The organism is Thermus brockianus, from assembly GCF_001880325.1.
GTDB classification, from domain to species: Bacteria; Deinococcota; Deinococci; order Deinococcales; family Thermaceae; genus Thermus; species Thermus brockianus.
The window spans coordinates 1,505,742-1,523,409 of the sequence record NZ_CP016312.1 but is presented as its reverse complement, the minus strand read 5'-3'; the positions used below and the strand labels follow the sequence as shown (position 1 = coordinate 1,523,409).

The following is a 17,668-nucleotide window of genomic DNA, read 5'->3' as shown; positions in this document are numbered from 1 at the left end:
GCGGAACCGAAGCTGCCTTTCCTTACCCGGGACATCTTACCCTTGACATGGATTATAGTGGGGGTGTGAGCTAAAGCCGTAAGGAGGTGGTTCTATGAAAAAAGCCCTTCTCGCCCTCTTGGCCCTTGGCCTCATGGTGGCCTTTTCCAGCAAGGAGGCCATCCAGAAGGAGTGGGAGCAAAGCGCCCACAACAACGGGGTCATGGGGTACAAAACCCTAACCGAGGCCACGGTGGAGGCCCGCCAGGCCAACGCCGCCCACTGCGCCCGCTGCCACAGCGAGCAAGGCTTCTTGGCCTGGCTGGAGCAGCTCAAGAAGGGGAACCCCGGGAACCTGGTGGGCCCGGACGGGAAGCCCGCCACCGTGGAATACCTCAAGTCCCTAGGGCTCACCAAGGACCAGGTGAAGCCCATCACCTGCAACACCTGCCACGACGAGGACGGGGACCTGCGCCTCGTCCACGACACCCCCATGCTCCCCTCGGGCTTCAAGGCCACGGCGGTGGGGAACGCCGCCTTGTGCATCACCTGCCATAACTCCCGAAACGGCCGCATCACCTGGAACGCCGAGGACCCGGGCCGCTACACCTACCCCCACGCCTCCAGCCAAGGGGACGTGATCCTGGGCAAGAACGCCTACTTCGTGGACGACACCAAGGAGTGGCCGAACCCCCACGCCTTCTTCACCGGGAACGCCTGCTCCACCTGCCACATGAGCCTGGCGGGCACCGGGGAATACTCAAGCCACACCTTCAAGACCCCGGAAAACCTCTGCGCCTCCTGCCACGGGGCCAAGTACACCCAGGAGATGGTGCAGGAGAACACCGAGCACCTCCTCTCCCTCCTCCGGGCTAAGGTGAACGCCAAGGTGCTGGCGGTGCGGGACCGCATCAAGACCGTGCGGGCCTACAACCCCGAAACCGGCCAGTTCACGCAGGGCGTGGCGGTGAAGGCCCCGGTGTACCGGGTGGACATCCTCTCCATCGCCGGCCAGATCGCCTTCAAGATGACCCTCACGGACGGGACGGTCCTCTACAGCCAGCTCGGGGACATCCGGGACGAGAAGGGCCAGCCCGTGTTCGCCACCAAGGACCCCGTGGTGCGGGCCGCTTGGAACTACCTCCTCATTGAAAACGACGGCTCCAAGGGCGTGCACAACCCCACCTACACCCGGGCCGTCCTCCTGGCCACCCTGAACGCCTTGCAGTGAGGGAAGGCTTCCCTGCCCCCGGGGCCTAGGCCCCGGGGTTTTCCCGTACCATGGAGACGTGAGCCGCACCTACCTTTACCGGGGGCGCATCCTGAACCTGGCCCTGGAAGGGCGCTACGAGATCGTGGAGCACAAGCCGGCGGTGGCCATCATCGCCCTCCGGGAGGGCAAGATGCTCTTCGTCCGCCAGATGCGCCCCGCCGTGGGCCTTGCCCCTTTGGAAATCCCGGCGGGGCTCATAGAGCCCGGGGAAGACCCCTTACAGGCAGCCCATAGGGAGCTTGCCGAGGAGACGGGGCTCATGGGGGACCTCACCCCTCTTTTCAGTTTCTACGTCTCCCCCGGCTTCACCGACGAAAAAACCTTCGTCTTCCTAGCGCAAAACCTCAAGGAGGCGAAGGCCACCCCCGACGAGGACGAGGCCATAGAGGTGGTCTGGCTGGAGCCGGAAAAGGCCTTGGAGCTACACCAAAAGGGCCAGGTGGAGTTCTCCGCCACCGGGCTTGTGGGGGTCCTTTACTACCATGCTTTTCTCCGAGGTAGCTGACGTCCCCAAAGGCCCCAAGGTGGTGGCCGTGGGCTCCTTTGATGGGGTGCACCTGGGCCACCAGTACCTCCTGCGCCAGGCCCTGGCAGAGGCCAAGGCGCTAAAGGAGCCCCTCCTCGTCTACACCTTTGACCCCCCCACCAAGGTCTTCACCCGGGGGGAGGGCTTCCTCATGGACCTCACGGAGAAGGTGGAGGCCCTAAGGGAGGTGGGGGTGGAGCTCGTGCTGGCGGTGCCCTTCAACGAGGCGTTCGCCCAAAGGCCGGCGGAGGCCTTTCTGGAGGACCTAAAGGCCCTGGGGGCGAGCCGCATCTACGTGGGGGAGGATTTCCGCTTTGGCCGGGGCCGGGCAGGGGGGGTGGAGGAGCTCGCTCAGGTAGCCCCCACCCGCATCGTCCCCCTCCTCACCCTAGGGGGCGAGGCGGTGAAGAGTAGCCGCATCCGTGCCCTCCTCCTGGAGGGAAGGGTGGAGGAAGCCCGCCACCTCCTGGGCCGCCCCTACGGGGCCTGTGGGGTGGTGGTGGAAGGGGAGAAGCTTGGGCGAAGGCTCGGCTTCCCCACGGCCAACCTGGCGGTGCACCCCAAGAAGGTCCTCCCCCCGGGGGTCTACGCCGTGGAGGTGGAAGGGTCCTTTGGCCGCTACAAGGGGGTGGCCAACGTGGGCACAAGGCCCACCCTGGGCGGGGAGGAAAGGCGGCTTGAGGTCCACCTCCTGGGCTACGCCGGGGAGCTTTATGGGGAGGAGGCCCGGGTGCGCTTTCTGAAGCGCCTGAGGGAGGAAAGGCGCTTTCCTAGCCTCGAGGCCCTAAGGGCGCAAATCCAGGCGGACGTCCAGGCAGCCCGGGCATACTTTGGCCTTTAGGGACACTTTTCTCCTCACACCGGCCGTAGGCTAAGGAGGTATGGATTGTGCCCGCCTGGCCGAAGCGCTCGCGGGAGCCAAAGGCCGGCAGGATGTCTTCCGCCGCGCCCTGGCCGCCTTGGAGGAGGCTGGGGTTATCCGCTGCGGCGAAGCCTATTGGGTAGGGGAAGGGCTTTCCCTTTTGCAAATGCAAGCCTGCCGCACCACCTGCCCCTTGGTCGTCCGTTCCCGCCCACTGGCGGAGGAGGCCTTAAGGCGAGGGGAAAAGGTGGAAGAGGATTCCTTCGTGGCCCTACCCGTGCACCAGGGGAAGAAGGTCCTGGCGGTCCTCGCCTTAAGCCTAGAACCCGGCCAACAGGTCCCGGAGGCCCTGCCTGCGCTCCTTCTCCTCGCCCTACGCCGCCCTTCGTTGGAGGTGGCGGGGCGGCTTCTGGCCGCCCAAGAGGAGGAGCGGCGGAGGGTAGGCCGGGAGCTTCACGATGGGGTGGGAAGCCTTCTCACCGCCGCTCTTCTCACCCTTAAGGTGGCGGAAAAGCGGCCGGAAAAGCTCCCCATGGCCCGGGCTCGGCTGGCGGAGGCCCTGGAGGAGGTTCGGCGGTTATCGCGAGAACTCCGCCTGCCCCTTCTGGATGACCTCGGGCTCAAGGAAACCCTGCAGCGCTATCTGGCGGATTACAGGAAAGGGGGCCTCGAGGTGGAAGCCCACTTGGACATACCTCCCCTCTCCAAGGAAAAGGAGATGGCCCTTTTCCGCGTGGTTCAAGAGGCCCTAACCAACGTGGTGCGCCATGCTCGGGCTACGCGGGTCCAGGTGGCGCTCTGGCAGGACGGGGACCGCTTATTCGGCGTGGTGGAGGACGACGGCCAGGGTTTTGACCCGAACCGCACCCCCCCTTCCGTGGGTCTATTGGGAATGCAGGAGCGGGTGCAGGCCCTCGGCGGTACCCTCCTCGTCCGGTCCGCCCCCGGGAAGGGAACGCGGGTGGAGTTTGGGGTGCCCCTATGAGGGTGGTCTTGGTGGAGGACCATCACCTGGTGCGCAAGGGGCTTCGCCTCCTGCTGGAGGAAGAAGGGCACGAGGTGACGGCGGAGTTCGCCAGCGCCGAGGAGGCTTTGAAGGCCTCCTGGGACGGGGACGTGGTCCTGCTGGATCTAAACCTCCCGGGCCTGGGAGGGCTGGAGGCCCTTCCGCGGCTGGCCCAAAGGGCCAAGGTTCTGGTGGTCTCCATGCACGACGAGCCCGCCTATGTGGCCCGGGCCTTCGCTTTAGGGGCCAAGGGCTACCTGCCCAAAGCGGCCTTGGACCAGGAGCTTTTGGAAGCGTTGGAGCGCCTGGAAAAGGGCCTCCGCTACCTCCACCCCAAACTCACCGAAGCGCTCTTGGAGGGCCAGCTTGAGCCTGGCCTCGAGGTCCTCTCGGAGCGGGAACGGGCGGTGGTGACCCTCTTGGCCCAGGGGCACACCCTTTCCCAGGCCGCCGAACGCCTGGGCGTTTCGGTGAAAACGGCCTCCACCTACAAGCAGCGGGCCCTGAACAAGCTGGGCCTGATGGACACCCCAGACCTGGTGCGCTGGGCCCGGAAGCAGGGGCTTATCTAGCCCCGGGACATATGCCTTAGGAGAGTTTCCGACGGAGGCGTCGGAAGCGCTCCGTCTTGTGAAAAGGAGTGCAAGCCCTAACCTCAGGCCAGGAGGTGAGGCATGGAACTCCTGGGCTGGGTCACGGCAAGCCTCTTCTCCCCCCCGGGAGAAGCCCTTTATCGGGAACTTCACGGTGCCACCCTACAAGACGCCTTGGAAGAGCTCGCTGGGCATCCCGTGACCTTGCCCCAGGTGCCCCTTAGCGAGCTGCAGGTGGCCTATACCCTTCTCTTCGTTACCCACCCCGAGGGCCTGCCCGCACCGCCTTACGCCAGCTACGCCCTGGACGGGGAGCTCTTCGGGCCCTCCTACCAACGCCTTTTAGAGATCTACCGAGAAGGGGGGTTGGAGGTCCAGGAAACCTGGCGCGACCTCCCCGACCACCTGGCAGCCCTAGGCGAGGCCATCGCCCTGCTCCACCCTAGGCGGCCCGACCTGGCCCGGCGCTTGGCCCAGGAGTTCCTCCGTCCTTGGCTCAAGCGCTTCGCCCCTGTGGTAAAGGCCAAAGACCCCACCGGCTTCTACGCCCAGCTCGTGGCCTGGCTAGAGGAGGTATTGGATGCAAAGACGGGAGTTCCTGAAGCTTAGCGCCTTGGGGGCAGGGGCTTTAGCCCTGAGGGGAAGCGGACCCGCTAAGGCCACCAAAGCCCCCTGGTACGCCAAGGAGGTCCGAAGCGTCTACCAAATCTGCGAGGGGTGCTTCTGGCGATGCGGCATCGTGGCCCACGCGGTGGGAAACCGCGTGTACAAGGTGGAGGGATACGAGGCGAACCCCAAAAGCCGGGGCCGGCTATGCCCTCGAGGCCAAGGCATGCCCCAAACCACCTACGACCCCGACCGGCTGAAGCGCCCCCTCATCCGGGTGGAAGGCTCCAGCCGCGGCGAGGGCAGGTACCGGGTAGCCACGTGGGAGGAGGCTTTGGACTACGTGGCCCAGAAAATGCTGGCCATCAAGGAGGCGTATGGCCCCGAAGCCATCGCTTTCTTCGGCCACGGAACCGGGGACACCTGGTTTGTGGACTACCTGCCCGCCGCCTGGGGCAGCCCCAACGCCGCCAAACCCTCCGTTTCCCTTTGCACCGCTCCCCGGGAGGTGGCCTCCCAGTGGGTTTTTGGCCGGCCCATCGGCGGCCACGAACCCGTGGACTGGGAAAACACCCGCTACATCGTTCTCGTGGGGCACCACATCGGTGAGGACACCCATAACACGCAGCTCCAGGACTTCGCCCAAGCCCTCAAGCGGGGCGCCAAGCTGGTGGTGGTGGACCCCCGGTTCTCCACCACCGCCGCTAAAGCCCACCGCTGGCTCCCCATCAAACCCGGCACCGACACCGCCTTGCTCCTTGCCTGGATCCACGTGCTCATCTACGAAGGGCTCTACGACCGGGAGTATGTAGAGAAGTACACCCTGGGCTTTGACGAGCTCAAAGCCCACGTGAAGGACCTTACCCCCGAGTGGGCGGAAAAATACACAGAAATCCCCGCCGAAACCATCCGCCAGGTGGCGCGGGAAATGGCCGCCCACAGGCCCCAGGCGGTGCTGCCCCCTACCCGGCACAACGTCTGGTACGGAAACGACACCTACCGGGTCATGGCCCTCCTTTACCTCAACGTCCTTCTGGGCAACTACGGGCGCCCCGGTGGCTTTTACATTGCCCAAAGTCCTTACCTAGAGAAGTATCCCACCCCTCCCTTGCCCCTGGAACCAGCGGCGGGGGGTTGCTCGGGGCCTTCCGGCGGGGACCACGAACCCGAAGGTTTCAAGCCCCGGGCGGACAAAGGGAAGTTTTTCGCCAATAGCACCGCCATCCAGGAACTTATAGAGCCCATGCTCACCGGAGAGCCCTATCCCATCAAGGGGCTCATCGCCTACGGCATCAACCTCTTCCACTCCATCCCCAACGTGCCTCGCACCAAGGAGGCGCTCAAGAAGCTAGACCTCTACGTGGCCATAGACGTCTTGCCGCAAGAGCACGTGATGTGGGCGGACGTCATCCTGCCGGAGGCCACCTACCTGGAGCGCTACGACGACCTGGTGGCTGTGGCCCACAAAACCCCCTTCCTGGAACTGAGGGTACCCGCCCATGAACCCCTCTTTGACACCAAGCCGGGCTGGTGGATCGCCAGGGAGCTGGGTCTGCGCCTGGGCCTGGAAGCCTACTTCCCCTGGAAGGACATTGAAGAATACCTGAACACCCGGCTTCAGAGCATCGGGCTGGACCTGGAGACCTTAAAGTCCATGGGCACCTTGATCCAGAAGGGCAAGCCCTGGCTGGAGGACTGGGAGAAGGAAGGCCGTCTCCCCTTCGGCACCACCTCGGGCAAGATTGAACTTTACTGCCAACGGTTCAAGGAGGCCGGCCACTCGCCCCTGCCCGTCTTCACCCCCCCTGAGGACCCCCCAGAAGGCTTCTACCGCCTCCTCTACGGCCGTAGCCCCGTCCACACCTTCGCTCGCACCCAAAACAACTGGGTTCTCATGGAAATGGACCCCGAGAACGAGGTTTGGATCCACAAGGAAGAAGCCCGGAAGCAGGGTTTGAAGGAAGGGGATTACGTATACCTGGAAAACCAGGACGGCGTACGGGAGGGGCCGGTGCGGGTCAAACCCACGGAAAGGATCCGCAGGGACTGCGTCTACCTGGTCCACGGCTTTGGCCACAAGGCCCCCTTGATGAAGGTGGCCCACGGCCGCGGCGCCTCGGACAACTACCTCCAGACCCGCTACACGCTAGACCCCATCTCGGGCGGGGCGGGCCTCCGGGTGAACTTCGTGCGCCTAGAGAAGGCCAATCCCCCCCAGCTTCCCGCCCTCTCTCGCCTGGCCAAGCGCCCCTTGGATGAAAGGAGGTTGTGATGCCCCGCTACGCCATGGCCATTGACCTATCCCTCTGCGTAGGCTGCGCCGCCTGCGCCGTGGCCTGCAAGATGGAAAACGAGGTGCCCCCAGGCGCTTTCAACCTTTGGATCCGGGAACGGGAGCTGGGCACCTTCCCCGACCTTACCGTGGAGTTTCGCCCCGAGCAGTGCCTGCACTGCGAAAACCCCCCGTGCGTGCCCGTTTGCCCCACGGGAGCCAGCTACCAGACCCCAGAGGGTTTGGTGCTCGTGGACCCCAAGAAGTGCATCGCCTGCGGGGCTTGTGTGGCCGCCTGCCCTTACGATGCCCGCTACCTCCACCCAGGGGGCTACGTCAGCAAGTGCACCTTCTGCGCCCACCGCCTAGCGCAAGGAAAGGTGCCGGCCTGCGTGGAAACCTGCCCCACCCTCTGCCGTACCTTCGGGGATTTGGATGACCCCAATAGCCCCGTTTCCCAAGCCTTGCGACAGGCCAACCGGGTGGATGTCCTTCGTCCCGAGATGCACACCAGGCCCAAGCTCTTCTACCTGAACGCCCCCTCCAAGAAGGGGCTTTCCAAGGAAAGCGAGGTGCGCCATGACTGAGTTTTATGGCCTCCCCAATGCCCAAGAATTCTGGCACTGGGCCAACGCCCTACACTTCGTGCTGGTGGGGCTGGCAGGAGGCATGGCTTTTCTAGCCGCCCTTTTGCACCTCAAGGCCAGCGAGGATGCCCGCCGCTACACCCTCTTCGCCTTGGGGCTCATCGCCTTGGACCTCTTCGTCCTCTGGGCAGAATCCCCCGCCCGTTTTCGCTTCACCCATGTCTGGCTTTTCCTTTCCTTCCACCCAGGAAGCCCCATCGGGTGGGGCGCTTGGAGCCTAGCCCTGGCCTTCGCCAGCGCCCTCCTCCTCTACCTGGGGAAAGGACCGAGGCGGTTCTTGGCCTGGGTCCTCCTCCTCTTGAGCCTGGTGGTCCTGGCCTACCCGGGGATGGCCCTGGCGGTCAACGCCAACCGCCCCCTCTGGAACGCCCTTTTGGCTGGGCTTTTCCCCGTCACCGCCCTAACGCTCGCCTTAGGTCTGGCCACGCTGCTCCAGAGCCCCTGGGCCCCTTACCCTTTTCGGCTCGTGGCGGGTCTATCCCTCTTCCTCGCCTTCCTTTACCCCCTCACCCTGTCCCCGGAGGCCCAGGCCCATTTCCTGGAGGAAGGTGGGGTCCTTTACGGCCTCCTCCTCTTGGTGGGGCTTGGGGCCTTCGCACGGGGAAACCTGGCTCCCTGGGCGGGGTTTTTGGCGGCCTCGGGGCTCCGGGCCCTCTGGGTCCTGGTAGGCCAGTGGCAAGGTCTTGGCCTATAGGGGGAAAACCCCTTTAGGAAAGGAGGTAAGCGATGAAAGGCATGAAGAAGCTCGCTTGGTTGGGAGTCCTTCTGGTTCTTCCGGTTCTGGCCCAGGCGACCACCACCACTTTCTCCGCCCTCACGGTGCGGGAGCTCGGGAACTTCCTGACCACGTTGCCCCAGGACTTCTACGGCATCCAGCCCGCCGCCGCCAAGCAGATGATGGACACCCTAGACGTCTTCATCCTGGACGTGCGGGAGCCGAGCGAGTTCAAGGACGGGCGCATTCCCGGGGCGGTGAACATCCCCATCCGCGACTTGCCCAAGCGGATAGGCGAGCTACCCAAGAATAAGCCCATCATCATCTACTGTGGGATCGGCCACCGGGGGGCCATGGGCCTCGTCCTCCTGCGGGGCCTAGGGTACAACGTGAAGAGCATCCTGGGCGGCTACAAGGCTTGGACCGGAGCCAACCTGCCTGTGGAGAAGTAGCGGCAGGACGTTTTGGGGCGGGGCTTTAGCCCCGCCCCCTTTTCACTCTTCCTCAAAGTAGGTGAGCTTGGGGTACTTGTTGGCCCTTAGCTCGTCCAGGCGGCGGACCGGGGTGGTGTAGGGGGCGTTTTCCAGCCACTCCTTGGGCTTTTGCAAAAGCTCCCCCAGGGCCTCGGCGAAGGCCTCGAGGGTCTCCTTGCTCTCCGTTTCCGTGGGCTCCACCATGAGGGCTTCCTTGACGATCAAGGGGAAGTAGACCGTGGGGGGGTGGAAGCCCAGCTCCAAAAGCCCCTTGGCCAGGTCCAAGGCCCTATACCCTTGGGGCGGCTGGGCCACGAACTCGTGCATGCAAGGCCCATCGTAAGGCACCCGGTAGCCCTTCTCCTTCAAAAGCTCCTTCAGGTAGCGGGCGTTGAGGACGGAAAGGGCCGCCGCCCGCTTGAGCCCGGGAAGCCCCAGGGTGCGGATGTAGGCCCAGGCCCGCACCAGGGCCAGGAAGTTCCCGTAGAAGCCCTTCACCCGCCCGATGCTCTTGGGCCGGTCAAAGTCCAGGTAGTAACCCTCCTCCCCCTTGGCCACCAGGGGCACGGGCAGGTAGGGGGCCAGGTGGGCCTTCACCCCCACGGGGCCCGAACCGGGGCCGCCCCCGCCGTGGGGCACGGTGAAGGTCTTGTGCAGGTTCAGGTGGACCACGTCAAAGCCCATGTCCCCGGGGCGGGCCCAGCCCATGATGGCGTTCAGGTTGGCCCCATCGTAGTAAAGCTGCGCCCCTGCCGCCTTGGCCAGGCGGGAGATCTCCAGGATGCGCCTCTCAAAAAGCCCCAGGGTGTTGGGGTTGGTGAGCATGATGGCGGCCACGTGGGGGCCGAGCTCCCGCTTGAGGGCCTCGAGGTCCACCTCCCCATCGGGCCCCGAGGGGACCTCCTTCACCTGGTAGCCCGCCATGCTGGCGGTGGCGGGGTTGGAGCCGTGGGCGGAGTCCGGCACCAGGACAAGCCGGCGCGTCCTCCCCTCCCCCCGGTCCTCGTGGTAGGCCCGGATGACCAAAATCCCCGTGAGCTCCCCGTGGGCCCCAGCGGCGGGCTGGAGGGTGATGGCGTCCATGCCCGTGAGGGCCTTCAGGTACTCCCCGAGCTCCCACATGAGGGCCAAGGCCCCCTGGGCCGTCCCGGGGTCCTGGTAGGGGTGGAGCTCGGCGAAAAGCCGCGCCGCCTCCTCGTGGAGCTTGGGGTTGTACTTCATGGTGCAGCTCCCCAAGGGGTAGAAGGTGGTGTCCACCCCCACCTGGCGGCGGGAAAGCCCCGTGTAGTGGCGCACCAGGGTGAGCTCGTCCACCTCGGGAAGCCTGGGCGGGGTCTCCCTCAGGAAGGCCTTGGGGATGAGGCTTTCCGCCTGGGGTGCTTCCTTTACGAGCTTCAGGCCGCGCCTTCCCTTGCGGCTCCGTTCAAAGATGAGGGGGTAGTTCACGCCAACACCTCCTTCAGGGCATCCCTCAGGGCCAAGAGGTCCTCCTCCTCGTGGAGCTCCGTGGCGGCGAAGAGGGCCAGGTTTTCCCCGTATTCCTCGGGCACGGGGGTGGCGGCGTGGAGGCTCCGGGCCGCCAGGGCCTTGCGCACCGCCTCTGGGGGCTTGGGAAGCCTGAGGGCGAACTCGTTGAAGAAAGGCGCCGGCGTGAAGGCCTCCACCCCCGGCACCTCCAGGAGGAGGTGGTAAAGCCGGTGGGCCAGGGCCACACCCCGGAGGGCCACCTCCTTAAGCCCCTCGGGCCCCAAGGCCGCCAGGTACATGGCCCCCATGAGGGCGGTGAGCTGGGCGTTGGTGGTGATGTTGCTTTTGGCTTTAGCCCGCCGGATGTACTGCTCCCGGGCCTGCAGAGTGAGGATGAAGCCCCGCCTGCCCTCGGCGTCCACCGTCTCCGAGACCAGGCGCCCCGGGAGCTGGCGCACGAAGGCCTTCTTGGTGGCCAGGTAGCCGAAGTGGGGGCCGCCGTAACCCATGGGCAGGCCCAGGCTCTGCCCATCCCCCACGGCGATGTCCGCCCCGTAGGCCCCCGGGGGCTTGAGGACCCCGAGGGAAAGGGGGTCGGCCACCGCCACGAAAAGGGCCCCCGCCCGGTGGGCCGCCTCCGCCAGGGGGGCGAGGTCCTCCAGAGCCCCCAGGTAGTTGGGGTTCTGCCCCACCACCGCCCCCACCCCCTCGGGCACCGGGACGGAAGGGGTGCGCCCCCCTTCCAGGGGAAGGACCTTTAGCTCCGCCCCCACCGCCTCCAGGTAGGCCTTGAGCACCGCCCGGTACTCGGGGTGGACCCCTTGGGAGACCAGGACCCCCATCCGGCCCGTTTCCCTCAGGGCCAGGAGAACCCCTTCCGCCAGGGCGGTGGCGCCGTCGTACATGGAGGCGTTGGCCACCTCGAGGCCCGTGAGCTCGGCGATCATGGTCTGGTACTCAAAGGTGGCCTGCAGGACCCCCTGGCTCACCTCGGGCTGGTAGGGGGTGTAGGCGGTGAGGAACTCCCCCCGGCCCGCCAGGGCCTGGACCACGGGGGGCACGTGGTGGCTCCGGATTCCCCCGCCCAGGAAGGCCTTGCGGGCGGGCTTGTTCCTCTCGGCGAGCCGCCTCAGCGCCTCCAAAACCGCCCACTCGGGCATGGGCTCGGGCAGGGCAATCTCGGGGTTGAGGATCTCCTCGGGCAGGTGGCGGAAGAGGTCCTCTAGCCTTTCCGCCCCCACCCGCTTCAGCATCTCCTGGATCTCCGCCTCGGTATGGGGCGCGTAGTCCATAGGTCCATCCTTAAACAAAACCCCCGGGCCATTTGACCCGGGGCCACAGAGGGACACGCCCCCCCGCCTAAACCCGTGCGGGGAAGGGCCGCCCTCGGGAAAACCATGCTAGGCCTCGCTCTCCAACGCTTCCTGGTAGCCGTCGGCGTCCAGAAGGTCGTCCAGGTCCCCCATGTCCAGGGGGCGGAGGCGGAAAATCCAGCCCTCCCCGTAAGGGTCTTGGTTGATGAGCTCCGGGGTCTTCTCCAGGGCCAGGTTCACCTCCACCACCTCCCCAGCCACAGGAGCGTAGATGTCGGAGGCGGTCTTCACGCTCTCCACCACCGCCACCGCCTCGCCCTTCTCCACCTTGCGCCCCACCTCGGGGAGCTCCACGTAGACCACGTCCCCCAAGGCGTCTTGGGCGTAGTCGGTGATGCCCACCAGCACCGTGTCCCCTTCGGGCAGGGCCCACTCGTGGGTCTTGGTGTAAAAGCGGTCCTTGGGTATGTCCATAGCGCCTCCTAACCCCCGCTATTTTAGCGGCACAAAGGGCAAGGGGCTAAGGGAAGCCTGTACCCGCCTTCCCCGTACCTCCACGGAGAAGGGGCCTTCCGCCCCCTCCTCCACGTAGGCCAGGGCGATGCCCTTTTCCAGAAGGGGGGAGTAGCCCCCGCTCGTCACCCGGCCCACCGGGGCTTCCCCGGAAAACACCCGGTAGCCTTCCCGGGGGATGCCGGTTTCCAACACCAGGCCCACGAGCCTTTCCCGGCAGGCCCCGGAAAGCATGGCCTCCTTGCCCAGGAAGTCCTTTTCCCGCTTCACCACCCAGGCCCAGGGGGTGCAGAGGGGGTTGGTGGTATCGGTGAGCTCGTGGCCGTAGAGGGGGAAGCCGGCCTCGAGGCGCAAGGTATCCCGGGCCCCAAGGCCACAGGGCTTCGCCCCCGCCTCCACCAGGGCCAGGAAGACCGCCTCGGCGTCCTCGGGGGCCAGGAAGAGCTCAAACCCGTCCTCCCCCGTGTACCCCGTGCGGGCGAGGAGGGCGGGACGGCCCGCCACCTGGGCCCGGAAGACATCGTTCTTCTTGCGCCCCTGGAGCTCGGCATCGGTAAGCCCCTGCAGGAGGCTTTCCGCCTTGGGGCCCTGGAGGGCGAGGAGGGCGGTGGCCTCGGAGCGGTCCAAGATCTCCACCCGGAAGCCCTCCGCCAGGGCCTGGAGGTGGGCCAAGTCCTTGGCGATGTTGGCGGCGTTCACCACCATGAGGTACTCCGCCTCCCCCAGGCGGTAGAGGTAGATGTCGTCCACCACCCCGCCCCTTTCGCTCGGGAGCATGGAGTACTGGGCCCGCCCCACCTTGAGCCGGGCGGCATCGTTCACCGTGGCCCACTGGAGGAAAGGGAGGGCTTCCTCTCCCCGCACGAGGAACTCCCCCATGTGGCTCACGTCAAACACCCCGGCTTCCCGCCGCACCGCCAGGTGCTCCTCCACGATGGAGGTGTACTGCAGGGGAAGGGCGTAGCCGGCAAACTCCACCATCCGCCCGCCCAGGCGCAGGTGGGCCTCGTAAAGGGGGGTGCGCTTCATACCAAGGCCATCCTACCCCTAAAAGAGCTCCCGCCTTAAGGCCTCGGCGGAGTTGTCTTCCAAGACCTCCTCCCGCTTGGTGGCCCAGGCGGGGAAGGGGAAGCGCACCAAAAGGGGCACGGGGATTTCCGGCTGGTGGAGGATCACCCACCCCTGGGGCAGGATGAGGGCCCTTTGGCGGAAGGTGGTAGGGAGGTAGCGGTACTCGGGGCGCTCCGCCTCGGCGGCGTCCAGGCGGCCCACCACCCTTATGGCGGCGTTGGCCACCACCCGGCGCTCCACCTCGCTCGCCGTCTGCTCCGCCCCGATGAGGATGACGCCCAAGGAGCGGCCCCTTTCCGCGATGTCCAAGAGCACGTCCTTGATGGGGCCCTCCTCGTCCCGGGGGGCGTACTTGTTGAGCTCGTCCAAGACGATAAAGACCCGGCCCCTATACTGTCCCCGCTCCTTGCGCTCAAACACGTCCTTGAGGAGGCTTCCCACCACGAACATCTGGGCCTGGGGGGAAAGCTTGGCCAGGTCCACCACGTGCACCTGCTCGCCCCTTAGGGGGTCTGGGGGGTTGCCGGGGCGGTCGCCCCGGATGAGGTGGGCCACGTTCTCCACGCTGGCCCGAAGCCGCCTGATGAAGGCCTCGAGGGTGCCCCGGGCCTGCCTGGCGGTCCAGGACCTGTCCCCCTCCCCCTCCCCCGTTTCCGGGCCCAAAAGCTTGTACTCCAGGTAGCGCACCAGGTCGGCGAAGCTCCTCAGGGGCACCTTGCCCAGGGCGTCAAAGTTGATCCCCTCAGGGAGCTCCTCGCGGGGCCAGTCCTCCACCAGGAGGTGGGGGCCCTTCTGCCCCTCGGCGAGCCTCCTTAGCTTTTCCGTGAGGTGCTGGACCAGGAAGCCTAGGTTGGTCATGAAGCCCCGGTCGGCGAAGAGGAAGGGCAGAAGCCCCCTCTGGCAGAACTGGACCAGGTCGTAGTGGTAGGCCCGCACGCCCTCGAGGCGGGTATCCACGTCGGGCACGTACCCCTCCTTCTTGGGAGGGGCCAGGAAGGCCACGCTCCCAAAGGGCGTGGGGGAAAGGCCCAGGGCCTCGTACTCCCGCCTAGCTTCCTCCAAAAGGCGGGCGTTGGGCTTGTCCAGGAAGAAGAGGTCCTCCCCCTTCACGTTGAAAAGGAGGACCTTGGCCTGGTGGGCGTCCTCCAAGACCCCGCTCTCCAAAAGGCTTTTGAGGAGAAAGGTGGCGTAGCTGGTCTTGGCGGCCACCCCGCTGATGCCGGAGATGTTCACGTGCCCGCCCTTCACCCCGTTCAGGAACTCCAGGTTGAGGTAGGCCACCTCCCCGTTCTTGAGGAGGCCAGCGGGGAGCTTGGTACTCCCCCTCTGGTTCCGCATGCCCTCGTAGTAGAGGGCAAGCTCCAGGTCCTCCCCTTGGGCCAGGTAGACGGGGGAGCCGGGGTCCGGGGGGAAGAACTCCTCGGGGAGGATGCGGGTCACGCTCACGTGGGCCACGTAGGCCAGGCTCACGGGGATCTGCCCCTTCACCGCCAAGAAGGTGTCCGTATCGTAACTCTCCCCCTCGTGCACCTTGGCCACGTGGTCCACCATGCCGAAGTAGCGCACCTTGCCCACCTTGGGGTGGAAGCCCTCCACCACCACCAGGTCGTCTAGCCTCAAGAGGCCCTCCCCCTCCACCCCCACCCAGAAGGCCAAGGGGGTGGCCTCCCGGCTACCCAAAACCACGCCCACCCGTTCCATCAGCCACCTCCCAAATGCCGGGCAAGAAGCCGGGCCACCACCTCGCGGCTTCCCATCCTGCGGCCAAGCTCCCTTTCCAAGCCCCCCACGGGGGTGAGGTTCTGGGGCGCCCTAGGGTCTTTCACGGGGTGGGAGGCCAGGGCGGGGAAAAGGCTTAGGGAAAGGTCCGCAAGCCACCCATAGGGCCCATCCAAAGGGGTTTCCAGGCGCAAAAGCCCCGCCTCCGGGGGCCTCACCCCTTCCGGGGGCAAGGGCAGGCGCAGGTACCAGCTGGCAAGCTCCAGCCCCTTGCGCCGGATGCGGAAAAGGGGGGTCCTTTCCCCAGGGGCGAGCCCCGCCAAGAGGGCCTCCTTTTCCGGGGGCAGGTAGCGGGCCCAGTGCGTCTTGATGTAGCCCAGGATGGGCCCTTCCCGCCCATGGCGCACGGGGCCATCCACCACCAAAAGCCCCCCGGAAAGCCCCCGGGCCACCTCTGCCTCCAGCTTGGCCCTTGCCCGCCGCAAGCCCTCCTGGAGGGCGTAGACCCCTTCCCCTTCCGCGGGAAAGGGCTCGTAGAGGAGTTCCCCCACCCGTAAAGCCTCGGAAAGCCCCACCCCCACCCGGCGCACCCGGGGAGGAAGGAGGCGCATCCTCCCCGCCTCGTAGACCACGGCCCCCGCGGCCACGCACCCCAGAAGGGCAAGCCGCCTTCCCTCCGCCAAAAGCCCCTCCGCCCGCTCCTTGCCGTCCAGGAAATAAAGGGGCTCGGGCCAAGGGAGGGCCTCCGCCCTCCGCGCCACCCAGGGTTCCTCCAGGGGCCAAAACCCCTCGGGTTCCGGCCCCTCGGGCAAGAGGTCCTGGGCCTGGGGAAGCTCCAGGGCGTAAAGCCGCCAGGCCATGCCCCTAGATTACCGGGGCGGGGCGGTAGGGGAGGTACCTGGGCTCCCAGAAGCGGCTTCGCACGAAGGCGTAGAGCTCGGGGAAGGAAAGCCCCTGGATGCGCTCCTCCTCCGCCACCCCTTCCTCCAGGGCCTTTTTCATGACCCGGGCGGCCACGTAGGGGGAAACCTCCCGGAGGTGGCGCACTGGGGGGTAGAGGAGGTCGGGGAAGCGCTCTTGGGTGAGGTCGTAGAGGGCGTAGGCGGCCTCGAGGACCATCCCGTCCGTCACCTCCCGAGCCCGGGCCAAGACCGCCCCCAGGCCGAGGCCGGGGAAGATGAAGGCGTTGTTCCCCTGGCCCACGGGGATGGTCCGGCCCTTGTAGCCCACGGGGGGGAAGGGGCTACCCGCCGCCACCAGGGCCCGCCCCTCCGTCCAGTAGATGAGGTCATCGGGCAGGGCCTCGCTGGCGGAGGTGGGGTTGGAAAGGGGGAAGATCACGGGCCTAGGGGTGTTTTCCAGCATGGCCCGAGCCACGGGCTCGGTAAAGCTTCCCCCTTGCCCGGAAAGGCCGAGGAGCACCGTGGCCCGGGCGTTTTGGATAGTTTCCAAAAGGTTTGGGTACTCGCCCGAAAAGCGCCAGTCCCTGAGGCGCTCCCGCCTCTGGGCGAAGGGCCGCTTGTAGGCCTCCATGTTCCGCCCTTCCACGAGGAGCCCCCGGGAGTCCAGGACCAAAACGCGGGCCTTGGCCTCCTCCTCGCTCAGGCCTTCCCGCTTCATCCCCTCCACCAAGGCCCAGGCCACGCCGATCCCCCCGGCCCCCGCCCCGTAGACCACCACCACCTGCTCGGAAAGCCTCTCCCCCTTGAGGCGGCAGGCGGAAAGCACCCCGGCCAGGGCCACGGCCCCCGTGCCCTGGATGTCGTCGTTGAAGGAAGGCACCACCTTCCGGTAGCGCTCCAGCACGGCAAAGGCCGCTTCCTTGGCGAAGTCCTCCCACTGGATGAGGGCCTTGGGGTACCGCTTGCGCACCGCCTCCACGAAACGGTCCAGGAACTGGTAATAGGCTTCCCCCCTTAGGCGCTTGTGCCGCACCCCGAGGTAAAGGGGGTCGTTGAGGAGGTCCTCCCGGTCCGTGCCCACGTCCAGCTCCACGGGCAGGGTCTTGTCGGGCCCCACCCCGCCCACGGCGGTATAGAGGGTGAGCTTGCCGATGGCAATGGCCATTCCCCCATACCCCTGGTCCCCGATGCCGAGGATGGCGGAGGAGTCCGTGGCCACGATGAGGCGCACCTCCTCCAGGGGCACGTTGGCCAGGGCCTCCTCCACCCGGTCAATGTTCCGGGTGCTGGCGGTAAAGCCCCGGGGGTAGCGGTAGATGTGGGAGAACTCCCGAACCGCCTCCCCCACGGTGGGGGTGTAGAGGATGGGGAGCATCTCCTCCAGGTGGTCCACCAAAAGGGCGTAGAAAAGGACCTCGTTGCGGTCCTGGAGGTGGCGGAGGTAGATGTGCTTCTCCAAAGGGGAGGCGATGAGGCGGTAGCGGCGGTAGACCCTTTCCTTCTGCTCCTCCAGGGTGTTCACGTGGGGAGGCAGAAGGCCTTCTAGGCCTAGGGCGCGCCTTTCCTCCTCGGTGAAGGCCGTGCCCTTGTTGAGAAGGGGAAGCCGCAAAAGCAGAAAACCCGTGACATAAGGCTCCAGGTAGCGCTCGCCCTTCTCGTCCCGCTTGACATCGTAATAGCGGCTAACCGGCATGCCCCTATTTTCCCACCCCGGCCAAGGACAATGGCCCC

Annotated in this window: 17 protein-coding genes; 10 read left to right on the top strand and 7 right to left on the bottom strand. The window is 66.3% G+C overall.

Features of this window, described 5'->3' with window-relative positions:
- The first annotated feature begins 94 nt into the window (after positions 1-94).
- From A0O31_RS08255 to A0O31_RS08210, 10 genes are all read left to right on the top strand, one after another.
- Positions 95-1,210 carry a hypothetical protein gene (locus tag A0O31_RS08255; protein ID WP_071677457.1) on the top strand — a complete coding sequence of 372 codons (1,116 nt, stop codon included), beginning with the start codon at positions 95-97 and terminating at the stop codon, positions 1,208-1,210.
- 58 nt (positions 1,211-1,268) lie between these two features.
- Entirely contained in the window at positions 1,269-1,757 is a 489-nt protein-coding gene (locus A0O31_RS08250) for an NUDIX hydrolase (RefSeq protein WP_071677456.1), read from the top strand.
- A complete protein-coding gene (gene ribF, locus A0O31_RS08245) occupies positions 1,735-2,619 on the top strand; it encodes a riboflavin biosynthesis protein RibF (protein WP_071677455.1) in 885 nt (294 codons plus the stop codon). The genes A0O31_RS08250 and ribF overlap by 23 nt, the downstream gene beginning before the upstream one ends.
- A gap of 40 nt (positions 2,620-2,659) precedes the next feature.
- Positions 2,660-3,625 (top strand): sensor histidine kinase, encoded by a 966-nt coding sequence (locus A0O31_RS08240; protein WP_071677454.1) that lies wholly within the window; start codon positions 2,660-2,662, stop codon positions 3,623-3,625.
- Positions 3,622-4,218 (top strand): response regulator, encoded by a 597-nt coding sequence (locus tag A0O31_RS08235; protein ID WP_071677453.1) that lies wholly within the window; start codon positions 3,622-3,624, stop codon positions 4,216-4,218. Before A0O31_RS08240 ends, A0O31_RS08235 begins: the two co-directional genes overlap by 4 nt.
- 102 nt (positions 4,219-4,320) lie before the next feature.
- The gene (locus tag A0O31_RS08230) at positions 4,321-4,848 is read left to right on the top strand and encodes a TorD/DmsD family molecular chaperone (RefSeq protein ID WP_071677452.1); all 528 of its coding nucleotides are present in this window, start codon (positions 4,321-4,323) and stop codon (positions 4,846-4,848) included.
- Positions 4,820-7,117 carry a molybdopterin-dependent oxidoreductase gene (locus A0O31_RS08225; RefSeq protein ID WP_071677451.1) on the top strand — a complete coding sequence of 766 codons (2,298 nt, stop codon included), beginning with the start codon at positions 4,820-4,822 and terminating at the stop codon, positions 7,115-7,117. Before A0O31_RS08230 ends, A0O31_RS08225 begins: the two co-directional genes overlap by 29 nt.
- A complete protein-coding gene (locus A0O31_RS08220; protein WP_071677450.1) occupies positions 7,117-7,704 on the top strand; it encodes a 4Fe-4S dicluster domain-containing protein in 588 nt (195 codons plus the stop codon). The genes A0O31_RS08225 and A0O31_RS08220 overlap by 1 nt, the downstream gene beginning before the upstream one ends.
- Positions 7,697-8,458 (top strand): polysulfide reductase NrfD family protein, encoded by a 762-nt coding sequence (locus tag A0O31_RS08215; protein ID WP_071677449.1) that lies wholly within the window; start codon positions 7,697-7,699, stop codon positions 8,456-8,458. Before A0O31_RS08220 ends, A0O31_RS08215 begins: the two co-directional genes overlap by 8 nt.
- Before the next feature lie 32 nt (positions 8,459-8,490).
- Entirely contained in the window at positions 8,491-8,931 is a 441-nt protein-coding gene (locus tag A0O31_RS08210; protein ID WP_071677448.1) for a rhodanese-like domain-containing protein, read from the top strand.
- Between the two features lie 42 nt (positions 8,932-8,973).
- Here the strand turns inward: A0O31_RS08210 and gcvPB are convergent, their stop codons facing one another.
- The 7 genes from gcvPB to A0O31_RS08175 form a co-directional block, all read right to left on the bottom strand.
- Positions 8,974-10,398, bottom strand: a complete 1,425-nt coding sequence (gcvPB, locus tag A0O31_RS08205; RefSeq protein ID WP_071677447.1) for an aminomethyl-transferring glycine dehydrogenase subunit GcvPB — start codon at positions 10,396-10,398, stop codon at positions 8,974-8,976.
- Positions 10,395-11,711 carry an aminomethyl-transferring glycine dehydrogenase subunit GcvPA gene (gene gcvPA / locus A0O31_RS08200; protein WP_071677446.1) on the bottom strand — a complete coding sequence of 439 codons (1,317 nt, stop codon included), beginning with the start codon at positions 11,709-11,711 and terminating at the stop codon, positions 10,395-10,397. Before gcvPA ends, gcvPB begins: the two co-directional genes overlap by 4 nt.
- 108 nt (positions 11,712-11,819) lie before the next feature.
- On the bottom strand, positions 11,820-12,206 hold the full coding sequence (gene gcvH / locus A0O31_RS08195; protein WP_071677445.1) for a glycine cleavage system protein GcvH: 387 nt from the start codon (positions 12,204-12,206) through the stop codon (positions 11,820-11,822).
- An 18-nt stretch (positions 12,207-12,224) separates the two neighbouring features.
- Positions 12,225-13,274 carry a glycine cleavage system aminomethyltransferase GcvT gene (gene gcvT / locus A0O31_RS08190; RefSeq protein ID WP_071677444.1) on the bottom strand — a complete coding sequence of 350 codons (1,050 nt, stop codon included), beginning with the start codon at positions 13,272-13,274 and terminating at the stop codon, positions 12,225-12,227.
- Between the two features lie 18 nt (positions 13,275-13,292).
- A complete protein-coding gene (locus tag A0O31_RS08185) occupies positions 13,293-15,017 on the bottom strand; it encodes an ATP-binding protein (protein WP_071677443.1) in 1,725 nt (574 codons plus the stop codon).
- Positions 15,017-15,895, bottom strand: a complete 879-nt coding sequence (locus tag A0O31_RS08180) for a DNA double-strand break repair nuclease NurA (RefSeq protein ID WP_071677442.1) — start codon at positions 15,893-15,895, stop codon at positions 15,017-15,019. Before A0O31_RS08180 ends, A0O31_RS08185 begins: the two co-directional genes overlap by 1 nt.
- Positions 15,896-15,899: 4 nt before the next feature.
- The gene (locus A0O31_RS08175) at positions 15,900-17,630 is read right to left on the bottom strand and encodes an NAD-dependent malic enzyme (protein WP_071677441.1); all 1,731 of its coding nucleotides are present in this window, start codon (positions 17,628-17,630) and stop codon (positions 15,900-15,902) included.
- Between the last annotated feature and the right edge of the window lie 38 nt (positions 17,631-17,668).

Bases quoted from the DNA above. Each gene is read 5' to 3' on its own strand.
- A0O31_RS08255 (WP_071677457.1), top strand. From the start codon at position 95: ATGAAAAAAGCCCTTCTCGCCCTCTTGGCCCTTGGCCTCATGGTGGCC.
- ribF (WP_071677455.1), top strand. From the start codon at position 1,735: ATGCTTTTCTCCGAGGTAGCTGACGTCCCCAAAGGCCCCAAGGTGGTG.
- A0O31_RS08240 (WP_071677454.1), top strand. From the start codon at position 2,660: ATGGATTGTGCCCGCCTGGCCGAAGCGCTCGCGGGAGCCAAAGGCCGG.
- A0O31_RS08235 (WP_071677453.1), top strand. From the start codon at position 3,622: ATGAGGGTGGTCTTGGTGGAGGACCATCACCTGGTGCGCAAGGGGCTT.
- A0O31_RS08230 (WP_071677452.1), top strand. From the start codon at position 4,321: ATGGAACTCCTGGGCTGGGTCACGGCAAGCCTCTTCTCCCCCCCGGGA.
- A0O31_RS08225 (WP_071677451.1), top strand. From the start codon at position 4,820: ATGCAAAGACGGGAGTTCCTGAAGCTTAGCGCCTTGGGGGCAGGGGCT.
- A0O31_RS08220 (WP_071677450.1), top strand. From the start codon at position 7,117: ATGCCCCGCTACGCCATGGCCATTGACCTATCCCTCTGCGTAGGCTGC.
- A0O31_RS08215 (WP_071677449.1), top strand. From the start codon at position 7,697: ATGACTGAGTTTTATGGCCTCCCCAATGCCCAAGAATTCTGGCACTGG.
- A0O31_RS08210 (WP_071677448.1), top strand. From the start codon at position 8,491: ATGAAAGGCATGAAGAAGCTCGCTTGGTTGGGAGTCCTTCTGGTTCTT.
- gcvPA (WP_071677446.1), bottom strand. From the start codon at position 11,711: ATGGACTACGCGCCCCATACCGAGGCGGAGATCCAGGAGATGCTGAAG.
- gcvH (WP_071677445.1), bottom strand. From the start codon at position 12,206: ATGGACATACCCAAGGACCGCTTTTACACCAAGACCCACGAGTGGGCC.
- gcvT (WP_071677444.1), bottom strand. From the start codon at position 13,274: ATGAAGCGCACCCCCCTTTACGAGGCCCACCTGCGCCTGGGCGGGCGG.
- A0O31_RS08185 (WP_071677443.1), bottom strand. From the start codon at position 15,017: ATGGAACGGGTGGGCGTGGTTTTGGGTAGCCGGGAGGCCACCCCCTTG.
- A0O31_RS08180 (WP_071677442.1), bottom strand. From the start codon at position 15,895: ATGGCCTGGCGGCTTTACGCCCTGGAGCTTCCCCAGGCCCAGGACCTC.
- A0O31_RS08175 (WP_071677441.1), bottom strand. From the start codon at position 17,630: ATGCCGGTTAGCCGCTATTACGATGTCAAGCGGGACGAGAAGGGCGAG.